General features: G+C 32.0%; 16 protein-coding genes. 9 read left to right on the top strand and 7 right to left on the bottom strand.

Annotation, left to right across the window (positions count from 1 at the left end; genetic code table 11):
• Positions 1-72: 72 nt before the first annotated feature.
• The 8 genes from ES044_RS01255 (at position 73) to ES044_RS01220 (ending at position 16,917) form a co-directional block, all read left to right on the top strand.
• Positions 73-3,195, top strand: coding sequence for a TonB-dependent receptor domain-containing protein (locus ES044_RS01255; RefSeq protein ID WP_190311486.1), 3,123 nt, complete (start codon positions 73-75; stop codon positions 3,193-3,195).
• Positions 3,196-3,329: 134 nt separating this feature from the next.
• Entirely contained in the window at positions 3,330-4,769 is a 1,440-nt protein-coding gene (locus tag ES044_RS01250) for an SLC13 family permease (RefSeq protein ID WP_147186845.1), read from the top strand.
• A 328-nt stretch (positions 4,770-5,097) separates the two neighbouring features.
• Positions 5,098-7,377 (top strand): NADP-dependent malic enzyme, encoded by a 2,280-nt coding sequence (locus tag ES044_RS01245; RefSeq protein ID WP_147117734.1) that lies wholly within the window; start codon positions 5,098-5,100, stop codon positions 7,375-7,377.
• A 237-nt stretch (positions 7,378-7,614) separates the two neighbouring features.
• A complete protein-coding gene (gene ruvA, locus ES044_RS01240; RefSeq protein ID WP_147117733.1) occupies positions 7,615-8,196 on the top strand; it encodes a Holliday junction branch migration protein RuvA in 582 nt (193 codons plus the stop codon).
• 4 nt (positions 8,197-8,200) lie between these two features.
• Positions 8,201-15,388 carry a cell surface protein SprA gene (gene sprA / locus ES044_RS01235; RefSeq protein ID WP_147117732.1) on the top strand — a complete coding sequence of 2,396 codons (7,188 nt, stop codon included), beginning with the start codon at positions 8,201-8,203 and terminating at the stop codon, positions 15,386-15,388.
• 22 nt (positions 15,389-15,410) lie between these two features.
• The gene (gene gcvH / locus ES044_RS01230; RefSeq protein WP_147117731.1) at positions 15,411-15,791 is read left to right on the top strand and encodes a glycine cleavage system protein GcvH; all 381 of its coding nucleotides are present in this window, start codon (positions 15,411-15,413) and stop codon (positions 15,789-15,791) included.
• A gap of 58 nt (positions 15,792-15,849) precedes the next feature.
• Positions 15,850-16,134 (top strand): VanZ family protein, encoded by a 285-nt coding sequence (locus ES044_RS01225; RefSeq protein WP_223269090.1) that lies wholly within the window; start codon positions 15,850-15,852, stop codon positions 16,132-16,134.
• A 63-nt stretch (positions 16,135-16,197) separates the two neighbouring features.
• A complete protein-coding gene (locus ES044_RS01220; RefSeq protein ID WP_147117730.1) occupies positions 16,198-16,917 on the top strand; it encodes an energy transducer TonB in 720 nt (239 codons plus the stop codon).
• Positions 16,918-17,811: 894 nt separating this feature from the next.
• Here ES044_RS01220 and ES044_RS01215 read toward each other — a convergent pair.
• On the bottom strand, positions 17,812-18,165 hold the full coding sequence (locus ES044_RS01215) for a toxin-antitoxin system YwqK family antitoxin (RefSeq protein WP_147117729.1): 354 nt from the start codon (positions 18,163-18,165) through the stop codon (positions 17,812-17,814).
• A gap of 760 nt (positions 18,166-18,925) precedes the next feature.
• Here ES044_RS01215 and ES044_RS01210 point away from each other — a divergent pair.
• Positions 18,926-19,732: a mechanosensitive ion channel family protein gene (locus tag ES044_RS01210; RefSeq protein ID WP_147117728.1), complete on the top strand. Its 807-nt coding sequence runs from the start codon at positions 18,926-18,928 to the stop codon at positions 19,730-19,732.
• Positions 19,733-19,926: 194 nt separating this feature from the next.
• On the opposite strand, the gene tsaB is transcribed toward ES044_RS01210, so the two are convergent.
• The 6 genes from tsaB to ES044_RS01180 form a co-directional block, all read right to left on the bottom strand.
• Complete coding sequence (gene tsaB, locus ES044_RS01205; RefSeq protein ID WP_147117727.1) at positions 19,927-20,613, bottom strand: tRNA (adenosine(37)-N6)-threonylcarbamoyltransferase complex dimerization subunit type 1 TsaB; 687 nt, start codon at positions 20,611-20,613, stop codon at positions 19,927-19,929.
• 81 nt (positions 20,614-20,694) lie between these two features.
• Positions 20,695-22,026, bottom strand: coding sequence for a TolC family protein (locus ES044_RS01200; RefSeq protein WP_147117726.1), 1,332 nt, complete (start codon positions 22,024-22,026; stop codon positions 20,695-20,697).
• A gap of 121 nt (positions 22,027-22,147) precedes the next feature.
• Positions 22,148-22,372, bottom strand: coding sequence for a hypothetical protein (locus tag ES044_RS01195; protein WP_147117725.1), 225 nt, complete (start codon positions 22,370-22,372; stop codon positions 22,148-22,150).
• On the bottom strand, positions 22,365-22,904 hold the full coding sequence (locus tag ES044_RS01190; protein ID WP_147117724.1) for a DUF420 domain-containing protein: 540 nt from the start codon (positions 22,902-22,904) through the stop codon (positions 22,365-22,367). Before ES044_RS01190 ends, ES044_RS01195 begins: the two co-directional genes overlap by 8 nt.
• Entirely contained in the window at positions 22,897-23,541 is a 645-nt protein-coding gene (locus ES044_RS01185) for an SCO family protein (protein WP_147117723.1), read from the bottom strand. Before ES044_RS01185 ends, ES044_RS01190 begins: the two co-directional genes overlap by 8 nt.
• Complete coding sequence (locus ES044_RS01180; RefSeq protein WP_147117722.1) at positions 23,534-24,208, bottom strand: hypothetical protein; 675 nt, start codon at positions 24,206-24,208, stop codon at positions 23,534-23,536. The genes ES044_RS01185 and ES044_RS01180 overlap by 8 nt, the downstream gene beginning before the upstream one ends.
• Between the last annotated feature and the right edge of the window lie 57 nt (positions 24,209-24,265).

The raw sequence follows: 24,265 nt of genomic DNA, 5'->3' as shown, positions 1-24,265 counted from the left end.
ATTATGAAAAAAATAACTTTATCCTTCAAGTTAAAGGAGAAAACTAGATTTTTATTTAAAAATAATCTTAAAATGAAACTTACAGTAATACTTTTATTTTTATCCGTATTACATCTTTTCCCTAACGACAGTTTTTCGCAAAAAAAAGTAACCTTAAATCTACAAGATGTTACCCTAAAAAAAGCCTTGAGTGAAATAAAAAAACAAACGAATTTTAAATTTTTATATCGAAATAAAGAAATAGATATTTTTCAAAAAGTTACGCTAAAAACAAATAAAGAATCTATTCTTACCACTTTAAAAACATTATTTAAAAACACTAGTATTGATTTTAAGGTGATAGAAAAACAAATTATTCTCACGAAAAGAGAATTAAATCCTGATGAAACTTCACTACAAAATATAAAGATAAGTGGCACTATAAAAGATAAAAATGGTGACGCTTTATTTGGTGCAAATGTTATTATTAAAGGCACAAAAATTGGAGCTACTGTAGATTTTGATGGTAATTTTACTTTAAATGTACCCGAAGACAGCAGCAAAATATTGGTAGTCTCTTACCTTGGTTTTAAAACCAAAGAAATTGTTATCGGAGATAAAACTACTTTTGCTATCGTTTTAGAAGAAGATGCAAATCAATTAGAAGGCGTAGTTCTTATTGGTTCTAGAGGCAAACCAAGAACGCAATTAGAATCAGTTGCCCCTATAGATGTTATTGGAGCTAAAGCAATAGAAGCTTCTCCACAAGCAGAATTATCTCAACTTATGCAATTTGTTGCTCCGTCGTTTCATTCTACAAAACAAAATATTGGGCATGGATCAGATCATATAGACCCGATGTCTTTAAGAGGTTTAGGTGCAGATCAAACCTTGGTTTTAATTAATGGAAAAAGAAGGCATGCCACCGCATTAATGAATGTAAACGGAACTGTTGGTAGAGGCCAAGTTGGTACAGATTTAAATTCTATACCAATGGCGGCAATAGAGCGTATAGAAGTTTTAAGAGATGGTGCTTCTGCCCAATATGGTTCTGATGCAATAGCAGGTGTAATTAACATAATTCTTAAAAAAACACCAAACGCAGGAATCATTAAGTTTCGTGCAGGTTTTTTATCTGCCCCACCAGAAGCACCAAGTTTTTTAGAGGAATTTAACCCCTACTCAAACAATCCTGATTTAGCTTCCACAAGAGGAGATGGCGGTGGAGAAAATTTTCAGTTTAGTGCAAATTATGGTGTAGGTTTTGGAGAAAAAGGAGGTTTTTTAAACGTAACCATGAATTATTTAACTAAAAATCCTTTTAATAGGATGGATGATTATACAATTCAAATGTTTTCTGATGAAAGAAGAGATGACCCTATTGCAGAATATGCAGCATTTAACCAAAGTGATCCTGCTGCAATAGCAGCCTATAATGATAAGTGGGGAAGCACTTTTGGCTTTGCCTCTGTGAATGAATTAAGTGATTTTAACGGACGAAGAGTTGCAAATATGGGTGGTTCTGGCACTACAAATGCGGGTATTATGTTTAATTCAGAATTACCCTTTACAGAAGAAACTAAAATGTACGCTTTTGGTGGTTACAATTATAGATTAGGCACCGCAACTGGTTTTGTGAGAAGACCAAATCAAGGAGCAAGACAATCTGGTTTGCACCCTTTAGGCTTTTCTCCTCATATTGGTTCAGATATTCAAGATATTTCTGCTGTTGTAGGTTTAGAAACTGTTTTTGATGGTTGGGATGTAGATTTTAGTAATACCTTCGGATCGAACTCTTTCCAATGGACGATCTACAATAGTAATAATGCCTCTTTATTTTTAGAATCACCAACAACTTTTGATGCTGGTAACTTAAAATATTCTCAAAACGTAATTAACCTCGGTGTCTCTAAAGGACTTGATGTAGGGTTTCCTTTAAACGCTGCGTTTGGAACAGAATTTAGATTAGAAAATTTTCAACAAACCGCGGGACAAGATGAATCTTGGAAAAATTATGATGAAGATGCTTCAGACGGATTAAAAGAATCTGGTAGCCAGGTTTTTCCAGGATATCAAAGAATAAATCAAATCAATAAAAATAGATTTAACTTAGGGTTATATGCAGATTTTGAAGCTGAATTCACCGATAAGTTTTTAGTAACTTTAGCGGGTAGATATGAAGATTATTCAGATTTTGGAAATAATTTTAGTTGGAAATTAGGTTCTAGGTATAAAATTACTGATGATATTACCATTAGAGGAACCTATAGTACTGGTTTTAGAGCACCATCACTGCCTCAAAAATACTTTTCTAGTTACACATTACAATTTATAACCTTAGCAGATGGCAGCATAGATGGTGTAAATATTGCTCATTTAAATGATGATAGCCCCGTAACTAGACAATTTGGTATTCAGAATTTAAAACCAGAAACATCGACTAATTTAAGTATCGGTTTTACTGCAAAATTATTTGAAAAATTATCGGTAACTGTAGATGCTTATCAAGTAAATATTAAAGATAGAATTGGAATTACAGGTAGATTTAATGGTGGACAAGACCCAAGATTTAAAACAATTTTAGACAATGCAGGTTTATCACAAGTACAATTCATGACCAATGTAGCAGATACAGAAACCAATGGTTTAGATGTAGTATTAGCCTATAAAACAAATTTAGGAGCAGGGAAATTAACAGCAACAGCTGCTGGTAATTTCACAAAAACAGCATTACCGAGAAACGCTAATGGAGACCCCGGAATTAAAACAGGTTCTTTTTTAGAAGGTTTCGAGAGGCAATTATTTAACAGAGAAGAAGTTTCTAGATTAGAGGTTGCACAACCTACAAGCAAAATTATTGTAGGCCTAACTTATGAGATTCATAAATTTACCGTAGGGTTAAATACTACAAAATTTGGTGAAGTTACTTATGTACATCCAAATGAAAATGAGGTTGCAAATGCATGGAATAACGGTGCTTTAGAAACGCTAGATCAAGTATTTGCTTCTAAAATATTAACCGATTTAAATATTTCTTATAAAATAACTGAATCTATCAATATTGGCGTTGGTGGTGCAAATATATTTAATGTGTATCCAGACAGGCATCAACATTCTGCGAATTATGGTGGTGGTATGTTTGGTTACAGCAGAAGAGTATCTCAATTTGGTCTTAGTGGTGCAAGTTGGAACGCTAACTTAAGTTTTAAATTTTAATCTAAAAACACAAAAAAACTATCTAAAAGGGAATTGAAATTAGTGCGCTTAAAAATTTAACTTGAATACTGTATGTTAAGTTGTTTTATAAGTATTAAATTCAACCTTTTAGATAGCTTTTTTTTAACTAAAGAATGAAAAACTACTCCATAATAAAAAAAATAGGACTGCTTTTAGGTCCTGCCATATTTTTCTCGTTACAACTTTTACCAATAGAATTTATCTCTTCAACTGCAGATGCCGTAATTGCTATTGCTTTATGGATGATTACCTGGTGGATTACCGAGGCAGTTTCTATTTCTGTTACTGCTTTACTTCCGCTATTACTTTTTCCATCAACAAATGTGATGCCAATAAGTGATGTAGGCGTAAATTACGGAAGTCCGATTGTATTTTTGTTTTTTGGAGGATTTGTGCTGGCCCTTGCCTTAGAGAAAGTAGATTTACACAAAAGAATCGCTTTAAATATTATTAAAAAAACAGGCACAACACCAAATAAAGTAGTTTTAGGATTCATGATCGCTACCGCATTTATAAGCATGTGGATTAGCAATACAGCAAGTACCGTTGTAATGCTACCTATTGCATTATCTGTAATTAAATTGCTCATAAATGACAAAGATGGGTATACTAAAAAAGATAAAAACTTTATGCTTTCTGTGATGTTAGGAATTGCTTTTTCTGCAAATGCAGGTGGTATTGCAACCGTAATTGGCACCCCTCCTAATTCTGTATTAATTGGCTTTTTAGAAAACGAATACAATACCGAAATTTCATTTTTTAAATGGATGCTTCTTGGCTTGCCTTTTTCTATTGTTTTAATTACTATTATTTATTTAATTTTAGTAAAATTAATGTTTCCTACGAAAGGATTACTATTTAAAACATCGCATGATGTGATAGAAACAGCATTAAAAAAATTGGGTAAAATTACTTTTAAAGAAAAGATAGTCTTAAGAATTTTTATAATTGTTGTTTTTCTTTGGATTTTTAGAACCGTTATTAATGGGTATTTACCAGCAATAAAACTTACAGATACTTTAATAAGTATTTTTGGAGCAATTGCTCTTTTTACAATTCCTTCCAATTTAAAAAAAGGACAATTTATTTTAGAATGGAAAGACACTAAAAATTTACCTTGGGGAATTTTAATTCTTTTTGGGGGTGGTTTAGCGCTCGCCAAAGGAATGTCTTCGAGTGGTATTGTTGAGGTAATAGCGACAACGATATCTGGAGCAAATTTGAGTGTTTTATTAACAGCTGTAACACTTATTGTTTTAATGTTGTTTATGACAGAGCTCATGAGCAACGTTGCATTAATCGCAGTATTAGCACCCGTAGTAGCTGGTATAGCAATTGGCATGAATATTCCTGTATTATACCTTTTAATACCTGTTACCATGGCAAGTAGTTGCGCTTTTATGCTCCCTATGGCAACCCCACCAAATGCAATAGTTTTTGCAAGTGGACATATAAAAGTACATGAAATGGCCAGAGTAGGTGTCATTATAAACGTAATTGCCGTTGTGTTATTAATCTTATTATTTAAATTTTTTATCCCATTATTCTTTTAAATATGAGTTCATTAGAAGTAATTTTAACATCGATTTTTTTTCTAAATCGATGCTTCTTTTGCTAAAACACAAGATATCATCGCACAAAATTTACCTGACAAATACCAATTAAAAATTAATAAACAAATTAGATTATTTATAGAACAAAGACATTACACCTGTTATTATTTACTTTTTATAACCTCTAAAAAAAATCAAACGTATTTTAAAATTGGAAGTTTAAAAATTAATAAATTGGTAGGATTATTTACCTCTTAAAACCTCAAAAGTATTTTGCTCTTGTTTTATAAACCCTATATTTGTAAGTTACTAAAAAAACACAACAAGCATGAGCGATTCTAGAAAAAGACACGAAGCACTACTCTATCACGCAAAACCAAAGCCCGGAAAAATAGCAGTTGTACCTACTAAAAAATATGCAACACAACACGATTTAGCGTTGGCATATTCTCCTGGCGTTGCAGAGCCTTGTTTAGAAATAGCAAAAGACAGAAATAATGTTTATAAATACACGGCAAAAGGAAATTTAGTTGCTGTAATTACAGACGGATCGGCCGTTTTAGGTTTGGGAAATATTGGCCCAGAAGCTTCAAAACCAGTAATGGAAGGCAAAGGTTTACTTTTTAAAATATTTGCTGATATTGATGTTTTTGATATAGAAATAGATGCCACAGATGTAGAGCACTTTATCTCTACTGTAAAAGCAATTGCGCCAACTTTTGGAGGCATCAATTTAGAGGATATTAAAGCGCCTGAAGCTTTTGAAATAGAAAGACGTTTAAAGGAAGAATTAGACATTCCTGTAATGCACGATGATCAGCATGGAACTGCCATAATTTCTGCAGCGGCCTTAAAAAATGCGTTAGAAATTACTAAAAAGGATATTTCTAAAGTAAAAATGGTGATTAACGGCGCTGGTGCTGCGGCAATTTCTTGTACCCGCTTGTATTTAGAATTGGGCGCAGTAAGAGAAAATATTGTCATGTGCGATAGCAAAGGTGTAATCAGAAAAGATAGAGAAACCTTAACTTCTCAAAAAGCAGAATTTGCAACCTCTCAAGATTTAAACACGCTTGAAGAAGCAATGCACAATGCCGATGTTTTTATCGGTTTATCGATGGGGAATGTGGTAACTCCAGAAATGCTATTAGCAATGGGTAAAAACCCTATTGTGTTTGCAATGGCAAATCCGGTTCCAGAAATAGATTACGATGTAGCTGTTGCCACAAGAAAAGATATTATTATGGCTACGGGTAGATCAGACCATCCTAACCAAGTAAATAATGTACTTGGTTTTCCGTTTATTTTTAGAGGTGCTTTAGATGTGAGAGCAACCAAAATTAATGAAGAAATGAAGATGGCAGCTGTGCATGCTTTAGCAGATTTAGCCAAAAAATCGGTTCCAGAACAAGTAAATATTGTCTATGATGAGGTAAGTTTAACTTTTGGAAAAGAATACATTATTCCGAAACCTTTTGACCCGAGATTAATTTATGAAATTCCGCCAGCAATTGCAAAAGCTGCCATGGAATCTGGTGTAGCTTTAGAGCCTATTACCGACTGGGACAAATATAGAGAAGAGCTTATGGAGCGTTCAGGCTCTGGTAGTAAAGAAATTAGATTAATTCATAACCGTGCTAAAAGTAATCTTAAACGTATTGTTTTTGCAGAAGCAGATCATTTAGATGTGTTAAAAGCAGCGCAAAGAGTGCACGAAGAAAAACTAGGAATTCCGATTTTATTAGGTAGAAAAGAAGTTATTTTAGCTTTAAAAGAAGAAATTGGTTTTACCGATGATGTACCTCTTTTTGATCCTAAAACAGACGAAGAAGAAGCGCGCAGAGGCCGTTATGGCGAAGCATACTGGAAAACAAGACAACGAAAAGGGAGGACTTTATCTGAAGCAAAAAAATTAATGCGTGAGCGTAATTATTTTGCAGCAATGATGGTAAACACCAACGAAGCAGATGCTTTAATTACGGGTTATTCTAGGCCCTATCCTTCTGTAGTAAAACCCATTTTAGAACTAATTGCAAAAGACAAAGGTGTTTCTAAAATTGCGGCTTGTAATTTAATGTTAACAAAGCAAGGCCCTATATTTTTAGCAGATACTACGATTAATATTAATCCGTCTGCAAAAGATTTAGTGAAGATTACACAAATGACGTCTAGTTTGGCCAAAATGTTTGGAATGAAACCTAACGTTGCCATGCTGTCATTTTCTAATTTTGGATCTTCAACACATGAAACCTCTACAAAAATTAGAGAAGCTGTTGCCTATATGCATCGTCATTTTCCAGATATGGTAGTTGATGGAGAAATTCAAGCAGATTTTGCTTTGAATTCAGAAATGTTAGCAAAAGAATTCCCTTTTTCTAAATTAAACGGTAAAAAAGTAAATGTCTTAATTTTCCCTAATTTAGAATCTGCCAACATTACCTACAAACTATTAAAAGAATTACAAGGTGCAGAATCTATTGGCCCAGTAATTTTAGGTTTAAGTAAAGCTGTGCATGTTTTACAATTAGGCGCAAGTGTAGATGAAATGGTAAACATGGCAGCTTTAGCCGCTGTAGATGCACAACAAAGAGAAAAGAAGAAAAAATAAAGGTTAAAACTTATAGGTTTAGACTAAAAATTTTAGATACAAGAGACAAAACTAAAGAGTGTAGAGAAGTAGATTAAATAAAAATAATTCATAAATTTATCATCTGTTTTCTATACTCTTTCTTCTTACCTCTAATTACTAAATTCTTTTTTCACACATCTTTTCTCTAACATTTATAATGTTGAATACAAAAAACCTAAAATAAATTATTACATTAGGCGCCTAGAAAAACAAAAGATGATTACACAAGTTAGAGGTAGATTGGTAGAAAAAAGTCCGACAGAGGTCGTAGTAGACTGCAATGGTGTTGGCTATTTGTTGCACATTTCTTTAAATACCTTTTCTAGTTTACCTGCGGATGAAAACGTAGTTTTATTCACGCATTTATCCATCAGAGAAGATGCACACACCTTATTTGGCTTTATCAACAAAACAGAAAGAGAAATTTTTAAATTATTAATTTCGGTTTCTGGTGTTGGTCCCAGTATTGCCAGAACCATGCTGTCTTCTATGACTTCAGAAGAAATACAGAATGCTATTGCATCAGAAAATGTAACGCTAATTCAGTCTGTAAAAGGAATTGGTATAAAAACAGCACAACGCGTTATTGTAGATTTAAAGGATAAAATTTTAAAAACCTATAATATTGATGAAATTTCTTTTGCAAAAAGCAATACTAATAAAGATGAAGCGTTATCTGCTTTAGAAGTTTTAGGTTTTAATAGAAGACAATCAGACAAAATTGTAAATGCTATACTAAAAGAAAATGCTGATGCCTCTGTAGAACAAATCATAAAACTAGCTTTAAAAAAATTATAATCCATTGACTAGATTATTAAAAAATACATTTTTATTAGTCCTTTTTACTGTGTTGGTAAACTTATCAGGGCACGCTCAAACTACTCAAAAAAAAGATACTACAGAAATCAAAAAAGATACTTTAAATTTAAGGTACGATTTTAATAACACCCAAAAAGGAGGTCTTTTTTTAGATGATTTAGCAGAAAAAGAAATCGTTTTTGATAAAGTTTTAAACAGGTATGTAATTCTTGAGAAAATTGGCGATTATCAAACCAAAACACCTATTTATTTAACGCAAAAAGAATATCAGCAATATCGTTTAAAACGAGATATGTTACAATATTTTAAAGATAAAGTAAGCGCAACAAATAGTAAAAAGAAAGGTTCTGCTGCTGCACAAAAAGACTTGCTACCAACATATTACGTAAATAATAAATTTTTTGAATCTATTTTTGGAGGCAATACTGTAAAAGTAACTCCTACCGGAAATTTAAATTTAAAACTTGGTTTTATTTATCAGAATACAGAAAACCCTCAAATTTCTGAAGAAAACAGAAGTAGTTTTGTGTTTGATTTTGATCAGCAGATAAACGCCAGTATTCGTGCAAAAGTTGGTGAACGATTAGAGTTTACAGCAAATTACGATACCCAATCTACGTTCGATTTTCAAAATTTAGTAACCATCGATTTTACACCTACAGAAGACGATATTCTGCAAGGAATTGAGGCAGGTAACGTTGCGATGCCTATTAAAAATTCATTAATTAATGGTGCTCAAAGCCTTTTTGGTGTAAAAACAAAGCTACAATTTGGTAACACAAACGTTACCGCAGTTTTTTCTCAACAAAACTCTGAAAGTAAAACGGTTGTGGCAGAAGCTGGCGCCTATATTCAAGAGTTTGAATTAAGAACTACAGATTATGATAATGATCGACACTTTTTTTTATCGCAATTTTTTATCGATAATTATGCAAATTCGTTAAAACGATATCCTCTAATCAGCAGCCAAGTTAGCATTACCAGAATTGAAGTTTGGATTACCAATAGAAACGCAACCACAGAAGATTTTAGAAGCATTGTAGCGCTGGCAGATCTTGGTGAATCTAATGCTTCTCAAAACCCAGCGTATAATAATCTTGTTGATGATACGGGTTTAGTTCCAGATTTCACGAATCAGATCAGCATCAATTCAAATGGTCGGGAACATAATTTACCGCAAAATAATGCGAATAACATTTATGAGCAAAATGTATTAGACGGTATTAGAGATATCTCTACCGTAGATAATACGTTACAGAATCGTTTTCAGATGCAACAAGGTACAGATTATTCTATTCTAGAAAACGCAAGAAAGTTAGATGCAAATGAATATAGTTTAAACGCTCAATTAGGTTATATTTCTTTAAATAGGAGGTTAAATGATAGTGAAGTTCTAGCGGTTGCTTATGAATATACCGTTGCCGGAAGTATAAATGGTAGTGCCCAAAAATCTTTTAAAGTTGGTGAATTTTCTAATGACGGAATTAAAGCACCTCAAAATTTAGCGGTTAAATTATTACGCTCAGAAATTTTACAAACAAAACGTAAAAATGCTGCTACGGGTGCAGATGAATCTTTTCCTACGTGGCGTTTAATGATGAAGAACATTTATGCTTTAGGGGCGTCTCCTTTAACGCGAGACGGTTTTCGTTTCGAAATTTTGTATAGAGATGATAATACAGGTATTGCCTCTAATGTATTACAAAACTCAAATACGGCCAACATACCCAATGTGCCTTTAATTCAGATTTTGAAACTAGATCAATTAGATCAAAGTCAGTTTAGAACCGCAGATGGTTTCTTCGATTATGTAGAAGGCATTACTGTAAATTCTCAAAACGGATATGTTATTTTTCCAGAACCAGAACCTTTTGGTAACGATTTAGTTTTAAATCCAAATGACCCCGATGATCTTGGTTTAAATGCCAATGTAGATGAGCAATTTATATTTAAAGAACTTTATTTAAACACAAAAATTAACATCAAAAATAACTTTCAAAATAAAGATAAATATTTTTTAAAAGGATATTTTAGATCAGAAAGCGCCAGCGGAATTCCTATTGGTGCTTTTAATGTTCCTAGAGGTTCTGTTAGAGTAAGTGCCGGCGGAAGACAACTGGTAGAAGGTGTTGATTATGTGGTAGATTATCAGCAAGGTAGAGTGCAAATTATAGATCCAGGTTTGCAAGCATCTGGCACCCCCATAAGTGTCTCTACAGAAAATAACGCTGTTTTTAATCAACAAAGAAAAACCTTTATGGGGGTTGATGTTGAACATACCTTTTCTGAAGATTTTGTAGTGGGTGCAACCGTCTTAAATATCATGGAAAGACCTTTAACACCAAAAGTTAATTTTGGTGCAGATCCTATAAATAACACCATGTTTGGGTTTAATATAGATTATGCTACAGAAGTACCTTACTTTACAAAACTAGCCAACAAATTACCTTTTGTAGACACCGATGTCCCGTCTAATTTATCAATAAGAGCAGACATGGCTTATTTATTACCAGGAACACCAGACGGTATCGATGTTGCTGGCGCTGCAACTTCTTATCTAGATGATTTTGAAGCTTCTCAAATACCCATCAGTTTGCTATCTGCATTAGATTGGTATGAAGCCAGCACACCTAGATATGATGACATCAACGATAAGTTTAATGGCAAAAATAATGATTTATCTTACAATTATAAAAGAGGTAAATTAGCTTGGTATAGTATTGATCAAATATTTTACGGAATTGGGCAAACGCCAGCAAGTATTAATGCAGACGAATTGTCTAGAGCAGAAACGAGACAAGTAAATTTTGGCGAGTTATTCCCAAATCAACAATTTGATATTACTCAAAATATACAAGCAAGAACATTAGATTTGGCTTATTTTCCTGAAGAACGAGGTTCGTATAATTTTAATACAACGAATAATGATGTAAATGATAACGGAACTTTCAGGAATCCCCAAGAAAATTGGGGTGGAATTATGCGTGCCTTAAACACCAATAATTTTGACCAAGCCAATGTTGAATTTATTCAGTTTTGGGTGATGGATCCGTATCAAAACTACTCAATTACTACAGAAGAAGGCTTACCACAAAATATAAACCCGAATGATGTTTCTAGTCAAGTAGGAGATTTATACATTAACCTTGGTAATATTTCTGAAGATATTGTAAAGGATAATCGAAAAATGTTCGAAAACGGTTTACCAGAAGATGGCTTAAAATTAAATGGGGTAAATGTAAACTCCACAATCTGGGGAGATGTTCCTAGAAATCCTTCTATTATTTATGCATTTAGTGAGCAAGACGAGGCAAGAACCAATCAAGATGTTGGCTTTGATGGCTTAAATGACCTCGAAGAACAGCAAAATTTACAGCGAATTTCTGACTCTTTAAACTTGAATATTAATTTTAGCCGTTTAAACCCAAATGATATTGCGTCTGATAACTTTCAGTTTTTTAGAGGAGGATCTTTAGATGCCATCAATGCATCTATCTTAAAAAGGTACAAAGATTTTAACAATACGCAAGGCAACTCGCCCACCTTAAACCAATCTACCGAAGCCTACCCTACATCTTCTACAACTTATCCAGACGTAGAAGACATCAACAGAGATCAAACCATGAACACGGTAGAGAGTTATTATGAGTATAGAATTTCTATGAACAAGAACGATTTACAAAAAGGAAGAAATTTTATTGTTGATGAAAAAACAACGACTGTTACTTTAGAAAACGGAAATACACAGCAATCTAAATGGTATCAATTTAGAGTACCAATTAGAAACGGAACGCCCATAAACGGTATCTCTGACTTTAACAGCATTCGTTTTGTAAGGATGTTTTTAACTAATTTTAAAATACCTGTTGTAATTCGATTCGGAGAATTAGATTTGGTCCGTGGCGATTGGAGACGTTATACAAGAACTATAGATCCTGCAATTAATCCTGATAGAGAACTAAATCAGGCAGAATTAGAAAGTTTTGAGGTTGGCGTTGTAAGTATTGAGCAAAATAATGGCAGCTATATTCAGCCGCCAGGTATTGAACGCGAGCGTTTGCAAGGAACTACTTCAGTACAATTGCAAAACGAACAGTCCGTTACTTTAAAAGTAACCAATCTTGAGCCGAATAAAACAAGAGCAATTTTTAAAAATATTAGCATCGATTTAAGACGTTTTAAGAATCTTAAAATGTTTTTGCACCTGCAACCAAGCGGAGAAGGCCCTGTTAGTGATGAAGATTTTTCTGCCATTATTAGATTAGGTACCGACTTAAATGAAAATTTTTATCAAATAGAAGTTCCTCTAAAAGTTTCTACAAGCGGCGCTACCGCGCTTGACATTTGGCCCGAAGAAAATAATTTAGATGCGTTGTTAGAAACCTTCGGACAATTAAAAGTAGATCGAGACGGCATCCCTAACTTATTGCCCAATGAATTATATCCAGCAGTTGTTGCAGGTGAAGCGCCGGCTTATACAATTCGAGTAAAAGGAAACCCTACATTAGCACAATTAAGAACAGTAACACTTGGTTTGCGAAACAATGCTCCTTTAAATAAAAGTGGAGAAATATGGTTTAACGAACTACGCGCCTCTGGTTTTGATAACGATGCGGGTTGGGCAGCAGTGATGAATGCTGATGCTAATTTTGCAGATGTTGCCAATGTATCTGTGTCTGGTAGTATGCAAACTATTGGGTTTGGTAATGTAGAAGACCGTATAAATCAGCGTAGTTTAGATGAAACCAAACAATATGACATTGCTACAAGTATAAACCTTGGCAAGGTACTAACTCCTGAAAATTGGGGCATTCAATTGCCCATGAGTTATAGTATTGGTGAAAAATTTATTGATCCAAAATTTGACCCGCAATATCAAGATGTTACTTTAGCAGCTGCTTTAGAACAAAACCCGAATAGCGAGTTTTCTAGAGATTATACCAAAAGAACAAGCATTAGTTTTATCAATGTTAAAAAGAATAGAAACCCTAATACTACCAAAAAACCTCGCTTTTATAATGTAGAAAATTTAGCGGTTTCTTATTCTCACAATAAAGAATTTCATAGAGATTACAATATTGAAAAATATATCAACGAAAATGTAATGGCTTCTGCTGCTTATAATTTTAGTTTTGATTCTAAATCGATAGAACTCTTTAAAAACTCTGAAAGTTTTAAAAGCAAATACTGGAAATTTATCAAAGACTTAAATTTTAACCCTGTACCAAGAACGTTGGCTCTAAATTCTAGAATAAATAGAAGTTATAACGAACAACAATCTAGAAACTTAATAGAAGGTTTACCAAATCAACCAGAATTAAAACAACGTAGGTTTCTATTTGATTGGGATTATACAGTAGGTTTCGATTTAACAAAATCATTACAACTAAACTTTAACGCCACCAATAATTACATTTATGATGCTTTTGGGGGTGATGAAGAATTGCAAATTTTTGATAATTTCTTTAATACTGGTAGACCTAATCAATACCATCAAAAATTAAATGCAACTTATGCAATACCTTTAGATAAATTTTCTTTTTTAAGTTTTATACAAGCAGATTATGCATATACCGCAGATTTTGATTGGCAAGTATCATCTCAAGATGAAACAATTACAGAAAAAATTGGAAATGTAATTCAGAATGCAAATACCCATAATTTAAACACTACTTTTTCTTTTGATAAAATTTACAAAAAGGTTGGTTTTGAAAAGTTACTTTTAACAAAAGCACAACGTAAAAATGCAAAAGGAAAAAATGTTTCAAGAATAAAACTACAGAATCCGCTACCAATAGGTAAAAAGATTTTAAAAGGTGCTTGGGAAATTCTTACAGCTGTAAAACAAGGTAAAATAAGTTATTCAGAAAATAACGGACAATATTTACAGGGTTATGACGAAGGAATTGGCTTTTTAGGAGGATCACCAACTGCATTTGCTTTTGGTAGTCAAGTAGATATTAGAAATCAAGCCCTTACCAATGGTTGGTTAGTAAGCCCAAGAGCTCTTATCGATGATCCTGCCACCAACGAAGATGAAAGTGCTTTTTATAACAAAACCTATAGCAGAACTCATTATAATAAACTCGATTACACGTTCACCTTAAAACCTTTTAATGATTTAAACATTGATGTAAGAGGCAATAAAATTCAGACTTCAGATTTATCGCAACAATTAGATATTATTGCAGACGGCACTGAAAATGGTGCTATTGACTTTGGTATAGATTCTTTTGAAACGGGTAACTTTAGCTCAAGCCATTCTATGTTTTCTACTGCATTTACCGATGGTGACGCATTGTTTCAGAAAATGAAGGATTATAGGAGTGTTATTGCCAATAGATTTGCTTCAGAAAACCCAACGGTAGATCCGGCTGGCTTTGGCGCAAATAGCCAGCAAGTATTACTACCTGCTTTTATGGCTGCTTATTCTGGTAAAAACCCAAATACCGTAAATACAGGTTTGTTTAGAAATATTCCCATTCCGAATTGGACGTTACGCTATAATGGATTAATGAAAATGGATTGGTTTAAAAAGAATTTTTCATCGTTTGTAGTTTCTCATGGCTATAGATCTTCTTACACTATTTCTAATTTCACTAATAATTTACAATATGGCAATGATACCGCTTTTACAGCAACCAATGCCGCCAATAATTACGAACCACAACTGTTAATTGCAAGTGCAACTTTGGTCGATGAATTTTCGCCGTTGATAAAATTAGATATGAAAATGAAGAATTCATTTTCTTTTAGAGGCGAAATAAAAAGAGACCGAACATTAACCATGAACTTTAACAATAGTACCTTAACAGATATTGCGGGCACAGAGTATATCTTCGGTTTAGGATACGTTTTTAAAGATGTTAAAATGAATACGCGCTTTACAGGCAAGAAGACTACTTTAAAAGGTGATGTTAATTTAAGAGCAGATGTATCTTTAAGAGATAATTTAACACAAATTAGATATATTGATGAAGATAATAATCAAATTAGTGGTGGTCAAAGATTATTTTCAATTAAATTTACCGCAGATTATAGATTGAGTAGCAGTTTAACTGCTTCTTTTTATTATAATCATCAAACATCGAAATATGCTATCTCTACCACTTTTCCAAGGCAAGCCATAAACGGTGGTATTAATATAGTCTATAACTTAGGAGGAAATTAAAAATATAAAAACAATAAATAAGATGAACATACCAGCTGAATTAAAATATACAAAAGATCACGAGTGGATTAAGATTGAAGGAAACATTGCCACTGTAGGCATTACAGACTTTGCACAAGGAGAATTAGGCGATATTGTTTATGTAGATGTAGATACATTAGACGATACTGTGACAGAAGGCGACGTTTTTGGTTCTGTAGAAGCTGTAAAGACGGTCTCTGATTTATTTATGCCTTTAACAGGAGAAATCGTTGAGTTTAATGACACTTTAGAAGATGATCCTGAATTAGTAAACACAGACCCTTATAATAAAGGATGGATGATAAAAATAGACATCTCTGATAGTTCACAAATAGAAAAATTATTAGATGCTAAAGCGTATCAAAAACTTATTGAAGGATAATATCATTATTATTGCCATCCTTATTTCGATAGGTATTCTATGTTTAAGCCTCATAAAAATGCCAAATACAGGTATTAAGGTTGCTAATATAGACAAAGGATATCATGGCATTGCTTATTTTATACTCACAATAACCTGGTTAATTACCTTTTATAAAAAACCAGCAAAAAAGTACATCATAGTCATCAGCTGTATTATTTTTGGCATCATAATTGAAATACTACAAAGTACGCTTACCATTTACAGAACTGGAGATTATCTAGATGTTTTTGCAAATTCGTTCGGTGTAGTCGTAGCTTTAGTAGTTTTTAATTTATTTTTTAGAAAAAAAAATATTAATTAATGCTCATAGTTGCATTTAAAACAATAATTTATTTAAATTAGCAATCTATAAAAACTCTTTATAATGGAAATTAAGAAAAATCCTAAATCAAATTTAGAAAATTTTAGCAAAATTTTTATGCAAATAGGCCTTGTTCTAGCACTTTTTGTAACATATGTTGCCATAGAACAAAAGACATATGACAAAACCTATGGAGACCTAGGTGTTTTGAATATGAATGCAGAAATGGAAGAAGAAATTCCGATTACGGAAAGAATTGAGCCCGTAAAACCAAAAACTCCACCACCACCAGCTCCAGAAAAAATAGAAGTTGTTGAGGACGAAAAAGAAATTGAAGAAACTGTTATAGAATCTACAGAAACAGATGAATCTGAAGCAGTAGTCGTAGAAGAAATTATTGAGGTTGCAGAAGCAGAAGAAGTAATTGAAGATGTAAGTTTTATGATTATTGAAGATGTGCCTGTTTTTCCTGGATGTAAAGGAAGTAAAGCAGAATTAAAAGCATGTTTTAGTAAAATGGTTCAAAAGCATTTTTCTAGAAAATTTGATGCAGATTTACCAAATGAGTTAGGATTATCACCAGGAAGAAAAAGAGTATTTATTGGTTTTAAAATTGATAGAAGCGGTAAAATTGTTGACATTCAAGCAAGAGCTCCTCACCCAAAAATTAAGAGTGAAGTAATTAGTGTGATGAATCAATTACCAACAATGAAACCAGGAAGACAAAGAGGTAAACCTGTTGGAGTAAAATATAGCATTCCGTTTACTTTAATTGTAGAGTAAATAATTTTATAAAATTATAAAAAAACCGTTTAGAAAATTTCTAAACGGTTTTTTATTTTAAGCACATGTCTTTAGAAACAAATTATCCGAAGATTCCTCTAAAACTAGATGAAAAAAAAAAGTAAACCATACCTAAATACGATTTAAAAAGCTTGAGACAAATATAATTACCTTATTTATCAACAAATAGACCAAACTATAAACCCAAGTTTAAACAGAGCTTATACGGTCTTATTTGAAAATTATCATAGTACTTTTTTAACTTTGCAAAAGCATTAAACTTCTTTTCATAATAAGCTTTCTTTATTACTACTTTTCGCAAAATTATGGACGAATGAACAAAGTTCTCAATCCTATAGCAAAAACTACTAGTAACTTACAATTTCTCTTTGAATGTTCAATTTAAAGTTTAACTTTTAAAAGATTGATTTTCCCAAATACCTATCATACATAGAAAAGTCAAAAATTAACTTACCTTATCTTGATTTCCAATCCTGCGATCAATTTGTTTTTTAAATATCCTTTAATATCTTCAATTATTCAAATTCAGAACTTTTTCTAATAACAAGTATACTATCATTTGCAAGCCGGAACCTCTCGAATATTTTTAAAGAAGATAGTAGTATTCTTCACCAAATTCAAAAACACATTTTGAATTTTATTGTTTTTCACAACTTTATAGGGCTAAATTAGCTACCCACCTACTTCTCATTTCTGGGTGTATTGAGCAGTATTATTTTATTGTATACTACTGCCCTATCTCAAAATAATCGAAGATCTTTAAACATCTATTCTATAGCACGAAATTATCAAAAAAACGAAAAAAATGTAGCACAAGGAAAACCCATTAAAATTTTTACATTCCAATGGGTTTTTCTAAAAAATATTTTTATGCTAGTCGTTGTTTAAAGCAACTTTAGATTCTTGCTTCCAAACATTCACAGATGCCAATATATTGTTTTCGTAGTTAATTTCTTTTAAAGCTTCCTTTGTCCATAAAAACCATTTTCCTACTTTCTTACCATTTTCATAGTACGCTAACTGAACTTTATTTCCAGAGGTATCAAAACGTATCCATTCTCCAGTTAACTTTTTATCTTTAAAAAAGCCTTGCGTCTTAACAAGTCCGTTTTCGTAATAGTAAGTAGCTTTCACTAAATCGCCTTCTGCCTTATAAGTTGGTTTATTTTCTTGAGCAAATCCTATGGTTGCTATACTTAGCAAACAGATTGTTAAAAATTTTTTCATGTCCATTTTGTTAGAGTTTTAACATTACATTTACAAAGATAAATATAATTTTACAATTAAACAACATTTTGATAATATTAAGATAACATTGAGTTATAGTATTAAAAGTCATCAAAAATCAAAACCTATAACGATTATATAGTGATTTAAATCTATTATAAACCTCACTTTAAGGCAAATAACTTGCTTTATAAAATTTTAAATTACTTTTTAAACCTATATAATTGATCCTTTGAATACAACGAAACCTAAATTCTTTTTAATAGCTCCTACCCTAATAAGTATAAGAAAACTCTAATATATACCGTTAAATTAAAACGACTACCTTTTAAATTAGCGCAATTTATTTACAAATAACCTTCATGCGCATTGTTGCTCAAATACACATTTATGTGGTGTATTTAAAAATGGCTCTATGATGCGCAAAAGATAAATTTACATTTTATGGATTAAGGGCAAGCAAATTACAGAAAAACTAAATTTATGGCTGCAAACTAAAATTTATAGAGTGTTATCTAGTTGCAAGTGTATTATGGTCTGTAATTCCGAACCCATTAACCCAACCCCTTGCTTTCTTTTTAAGCTGCATTTTTATTGCAGAAACGATTAAAACTTTTATAACAAACAACGAAATATTTTTTGTCTTCAAACCAGAACTCCACCCTTAACCCTGTGATCACTCTTAAAATTTTAAACAAACATTTTAAATTTAAAAACCAAACCTTTACTTTTGCAGCTAATTTTCAAACAAAAAAATAAAATGGAAGACTATATTGAATCATCAAAAGACCTGTTATTATTATATGTACCAAAAATTATTACGGCTTTACTAATACTTATTGTTGGTTTGTTTTTGATTAAACTAATTATTAAATCATCTAGAAAGATAATGCAGAAAAGAAGTGTAGATATTACGCTTCAAAAATTTTTAGGAAATGTTTTGGGATGGGGTTTAAAAGTTTTATTATTTATTACAGTCATTTCTCAATTAGGGATTACAACAACCTCTTTTGCTGCAATTATAGCGGCAGCGGGTTTAGCCATAGGTTTAGCATTACAAGGATCTTTAGGTAATTTTGCCGGTGGTGTCTTAATCATGATCTTTAAACCCATTAAAATTGGCGATTTTATTGAAGCCCAAGGAAAAAGTGGTACAGTAAAAGAAATCGAAATTTTTACGACAAAACTAAATACAACAGACAATAAAGAAATTATAATTCCTAATGGTGCACTCTCTAACGGTACTATTGTTAATTATAGTACAGAAGCTACTCGCCGTGTAGATTTTACCTTTGGTGTTGGTTATGATTCTGATATCAAAAAAACGAAAGAGGTTCTTTTTAGCGTTATCAATGCACATCCCTTAGTTTTAAAAGATCCTGCCACTGCTGTAAATGTTTCTGAACTTGCAGATAGCTCTATTAATTTCTTTACACGTGGATGGGTTAAAAAAGAAGATTATTGGACTGTTAAATTTGATGTTATGGAACAAACAAAAGAAGCCCTTGACGCAGCCGGAATTGATATCCCATATCCACATAGAGTAAACATCAATAAAAACGAATAAAAATGCAAAACCTAGCGACAGAAGAAGCAAAGTACTCATAAAAATCCGCTTTTAACCCTTCGAAGCAGAGCTTGGATAATTAAATGCAAGATCTCACTAAATACTGAAACAAGTTCAGCCCATGAAACCGCAATTAGTTCAGTTTATGTTTTGAATGCATAGCTCCGCTATTTTTAAAAATTTGGTTACAAGAATTAAAAGGTGGGTTTCTTTTTCTTTTCAGGAATTACAACAAAATCTTTTAAATAAAAAGGCTCAAAATAAGCGACATTTTCTGTGTCGCTTTTTTTGTATTTATCATAAGATAAAACGGCCATTTCTTTTGCCGATGGAAATTTATCATCTATAAAAACAGCATTTTTATGTGTTATAATTTCTTTACATTTATGAGCGCCATCGCCTAAAAAATAAACTTTACCAAGAGCTAGATATTCACTAAAAGAATTTTCATCCATAATTTCGGCTCTTATATCTCTAATTTGTATGTTTTTTTCGTTGTAGACTGCCGCATAAACCTCCATTCTTCTCGCGTCTAGCATGGGTATAATTAAACCATTATCAACAGAAATAGCATGTGAAAGCGATGTTAAGGTTTCTATAGATATTAGCGGTTTCTGTAGCGCAAAACATAAGCCTTTAGCTGCAGAAACTCCGATTCTGAGACCTGTATAAGAGCCCGGACCTTTGCTAACCGCAACGGCATCAATATTATTTGATGTTAGATTAGTCTCTTTTAAAATAGCCATCATAAACGGGTGTAAAACTTCGGCATGAGAATAATTACCATTATTTAATTCTTTCAATGCTAAAATTCTACCGTTTTGGGCAATACTCACAGAACAGTTTTTAGTGGCCGTTTCAATATTTAAAATAATACTCAAAATCTATATTTTTTGACAAATATAAATCAAAAGAAAACCCCACTAAAATTAGTGAGGCTTATATGCTATATTATTGTTTTATTACTCTAAAATTAAATCGCCTGCATAGAACTGCAATACTTTCGTTTTAAATACATAGTCGTATTTTGACCGAATTAAAGTAGCTTGTGCATTTACTAAACGTGTTCTTACTTGATCGAAATCAAACTGTGTTATAGAACCATAATTATAACTTTCTTGCGCATTTTTAAATGCTTCTTCTTGTGCTCCTAAAGAAATTTTAGAGACTTCAAATGTCTTTAAAGCGGTCTTCACATCTAAGAACGATTGCTCTATGGTTTGTTTTAAATTTAACTTTTCATTGATTAATCTTGTTTCCGAAATTTCTTTATTAATCATAGATTGAGCGACTCTATTTTTTGTTTGGAAACGATTAAAAATTGGAATACTCATGTTAAATCCTCCACCATAACCAAAGTTATTTTCTAATTGATTTCCTAAAGTAGGATTTGAAAAACCATCTGGTAAATTTAAATTAAATCCAAAATTTGTCCCCATCGCTAGTGATGCATTTAAGGTTGGCAAAAAGGCAGCTTTTGAAATCTCAATATTTAAATCCGAGTTTTCTATGGCTAACTTTGCTCTTTCAATCTCTGGCATTCTATCTAAAGATTTGTCATAAACCGAAGATGAATTTGTATAGAATAAATTTTCTGAAGGCTCACCTATATTTACTGGAGCAACATCAAAACCTTCTAAAGAAACCTGTAATGCCTGTGCTAAATTTAATAAGGCAATATCTAAAGCATTTTCTTGCGTCACTATGGTCTGTTGATTTGTAGCAGCTGTAGCCTGTGCATTTAACAAATCTCCTTTAGGAACAACACCTGCTTTAAACCTTGCTTCAGCAGCTTCTATTTGTGTCTTACTAATTTTATATTGCACTCTAGAAGCACTCAAATTCTCTTTTGCAAAAAGAATATTTAAATAACTATTTACAACAAATAAAGAAATATCATTTTCAATTTGTTCTAAATCTAATTTACTAGATTCTACACCTAATTGTGCCTGTTTATAAATGTTTGTATTTCTAAAACCATTAAAAATTGTAATTCCAGAACTTAAATTTGCAGTACCACTTAAAAATGTAGTGCTAATTCTGTTTTGAGTAGTAGGATCAAAACTGGTACCAAAGTTCAAATTACTTCCTGTTCCAGCATTTAAGTTTGGTAAAAAATTACCTTTAGAAATATCGACATCCTTTTCTGCTAGCTCTAAACTTAACCTGTTTTGTTGTATCGAGATGTTCCTTTTTAGAGCTTCATCTACACATTCTTTGAGTGTCCATTGTTTTTGTGAGGAAACAGCCATAGAAATTAATAAGGCTGTTAATACTAATACTTTAGTTTTCAATACGTATTTATTTTTGGTTGATATCAGTTTATATAGGGCGAAAAGAAATAAATTCTTCTCATACTACACATAAGACGACCAAAAGTAAATTTTGTTACAGAATTTTACTCTTATTGGAATGTTAATTTTTTACCTGATTTTTTTTATATCGATATAAAGTAAAAAACAACCCGAAAATTAATAAATATGGAAAGACCATTAAATAGGATATTCCATTATTAACACCCTCTGCCATACCTAAATCTCCAGTTTCTAAAACTGCCTTACACATGGCACATTGCGCATTTGATACTATTGATGAAGAAATCATCAAAAAGAAAAAAAAGAAAAATTTTTTGTTATACATAATAAGGAGAGATCATAAAATAAACAATTACACCCGTTATGGCCACATACAACCATATTGGAAATGTCTTTCTAGCAATTTTTTTATGTGCTGTAAAATCGCCTAACTTGGCTTTCATATACGTTAGTAATACCAAAGGAATTACGATTACAGATAAAATTATGTGCGTTATTAAAATAAAATAATAAATATAAGCTATAGCGCCTTCTCCACCAAATTTGGTTGAGTCGGAAGTCATATGATACGCTATATACATCAACAAAAAAACAAGAGAACAAGAAATTGCAACTGTATTTAACTGTTCATGTAGCTTTTTGTTTCCGTTTTTTATTGCGATTACAGCTGCAATTAAAACAACAGCTGTTAAACCATTTATAGAGGCATAAATTGGTGGTAAAAACTTAAGAGGTTCAACATCAAAGCCCAGCTCTCTTAAATTAACCCCAAACAATGCGGCAACTGCTAAAGGAATAACAATAGATAAAGCCGTAATTATTTTCTTGTACTTTTTTTCTTGTGCTAGATTATTCATTTAACAGTAGTTTAATATCTTCTTTCAACTCTTTAATTTGATCCGGAAAATCTTGCTCTTCTAACGCTCTATAATACATAATAGGGTTACCATACTCATCTTTTCTTGAGCGTATTATACCCTCTTTATCTATAAGAGCAAATAAACCTGAATGATAAAAGCCTCCATGCGCTTCAACTCCTTTTCCTACAGGTAATTTAAAACCTTCATTAGAGAGTTCAAAAACAAACTCTTCTGACCTACCCGTTAGTAAATGCCAATTTTTATGAGTAATCCCTTTATTTCTTGCATACTCCTTTAAAACTTCTGGTGTATCAATTTCTGGAGTTATAGAAATTGAAGCGATTCCGAATTCTGGATTGCCAAAAAAGGCATCTTGAATCGTGACCATCTTTTGATTCATAATTGGGCAAATTGATGGACATGTAGAAAAGAAAAATTCTAATACATACACTTTACCATCATAGTTTTTATTCGTGATTGTTGCGCCTACTTGGTCGGTGAACTCAAAATCTGGAACTTTACCAAACTCGACCAAATCTGCATCTTGAAATCGACTCACTATTTTTGGTACTGTATAAATACCAAACAACAATATAATAAATGTAATGCCTATATATGAGTATTTTTTATTCATAACCTACCTCTTTTCTATCTGCCTTATTCTTATTCTTAACCTTAAAAGCTGCATAATACTCGTAAAACAACACATTTATATCATCTTTTAACTTGCTTTTAAGCACAGATACAGAATTCATATTGTAGCCGTATAGTTTCCCATCTTCCGCATCTTCATCATTGGTTCTTCCCCTTAAATTTACAGCCTTGTCTACAAGAAATGCTTTTGTAGAAGATAGTTTTACAAGTGGTTCTTTTACATTAAAAGACTCATAAAAACCTTGAATTTCTTCAGGAGAACTTGCTACAAACACCCATTTTTCCATATCCGTAAAAGACCCTAATTGTTCTTTTAAAACATTTACCTCATTTTCTGAACCAATAGGATAAATCGCTACAATTTGAAACTTTTTAAAATCTAAAAACTTTTTATAAATTTTTTCATTTAAGTTTAAAAGTCCAGATTTGTTCCTGTTTATATTTTCTCCAAGAAAACAAACTACAGAAACATGATCTTTTAGATTTACCTTATTACTTGCATCAATTTCAGAAACATCGATAATATTTTCTGTAACAACAGGTAGTTTTTTGAAGTTATTTTCTCCGGTAGATAACAGCAGAAAACAGATTAAAGGAAATATAAAAAGTAAAAATAATACGATTCTTTTTTTTGTAAAAAACTTCATGTCTCAAAATTGATTTAGTGAACAAATAAGATTTTAAGCGTATAAAAAAAGGTGGTT

Source organism: Polaribacter sp. IC066 (assembly GCF_007997085.1).
In the GTDB taxonomy this organism is placed as follows: Bacteria; Bacteroidota; Bacteroidia; order Flavobacteriales; family Flavobacteriaceae; genus Polaribacter.
This window is presented reverse-complemented; position numbering and strand designations above follow the sequence as displayed.

Coding starts and splice junctions, on each gene's coding strand:
- ES044_RS01255 (WP_190311486.1), top strand. CDS start 73: ATGAAACTTACAGTAATACTTTTATTTTTATCCGTATTACATCTTTTC.
- ES044_RS01250 (WP_147186845.1), top strand. CDS start 3,330: ATGAAAAACTACTCCATAATAAAAAAAATAGGACTGCTTTTAGGTCCT.
- ES044_RS01245 (WP_147117734.1), top strand. CDS start 5,098: ATGAGCGATTCTAGAAAAAGACACGAAGCACTACTCTATCACGCAAAA.
- ruvA (WP_147117733.1), top strand. CDS start 7,615: ATGATTACACAAGTTAGAGGTAGATTGGTAGAAAAAAGTCCGACAGAG.
- gcvH (WP_147117731.1), top strand. CDS start 15,411: ATGAACATACCAGCTGAATTAAAATATACAAAAGATCACGAGTGGATT.
- ES044_RS01225 (WP_223269090.1), top strand. CDS start 15,850: ATGCCAAATACAGGTATTAAGGTTGCTAATATAGACAAAGGATATCAT.
- ES044_RS01220 (WP_147117730.1), top strand. CDS start 16,198: ATGGAAATTAAGAAAAATCCTAAATCAAATTTAGAAAATTTTAGCAAA.
- ES044_RS01215 (WP_147117729.1), bottom strand. CDS start 18,165: ATGAAAAAATTTTTAACAATCTGTTTGCTAAGTATAGCAACCATAGGA.
- ES044_RS01210 (WP_147117728.1), top strand. CDS start 18,926: ATGGAAGACTATATTGAATCATCAAAAGACCTGTTATTATTATATGTA.
- ES044_RS01195 (WP_147117725.1), bottom strand. CDS start 22,372: ATGTATAACAAAAAATTTTTCTTTTTTTTCTTTTTGATGATTTCTTCA.
- ES044_RS01190 (WP_147117724.1), bottom strand. CDS start 22,904: ATGAATAATCTAGCACAAGAAAAAAAGTACAAGAAAATAATTACGGCT.
- ES044_RS01185 (WP_147117723.1), bottom strand. CDS start 23,541: ATGAATAAAAAATACTCATATATAGGCATTACATTTATTATATTGTTG.
- ES044_RS01180 (WP_147117722.1), bottom strand. CDS start 24,208: ATGAAGTTTTTTACAAAAAAAAGAATCGTATTATTTTTACTTTTTATA.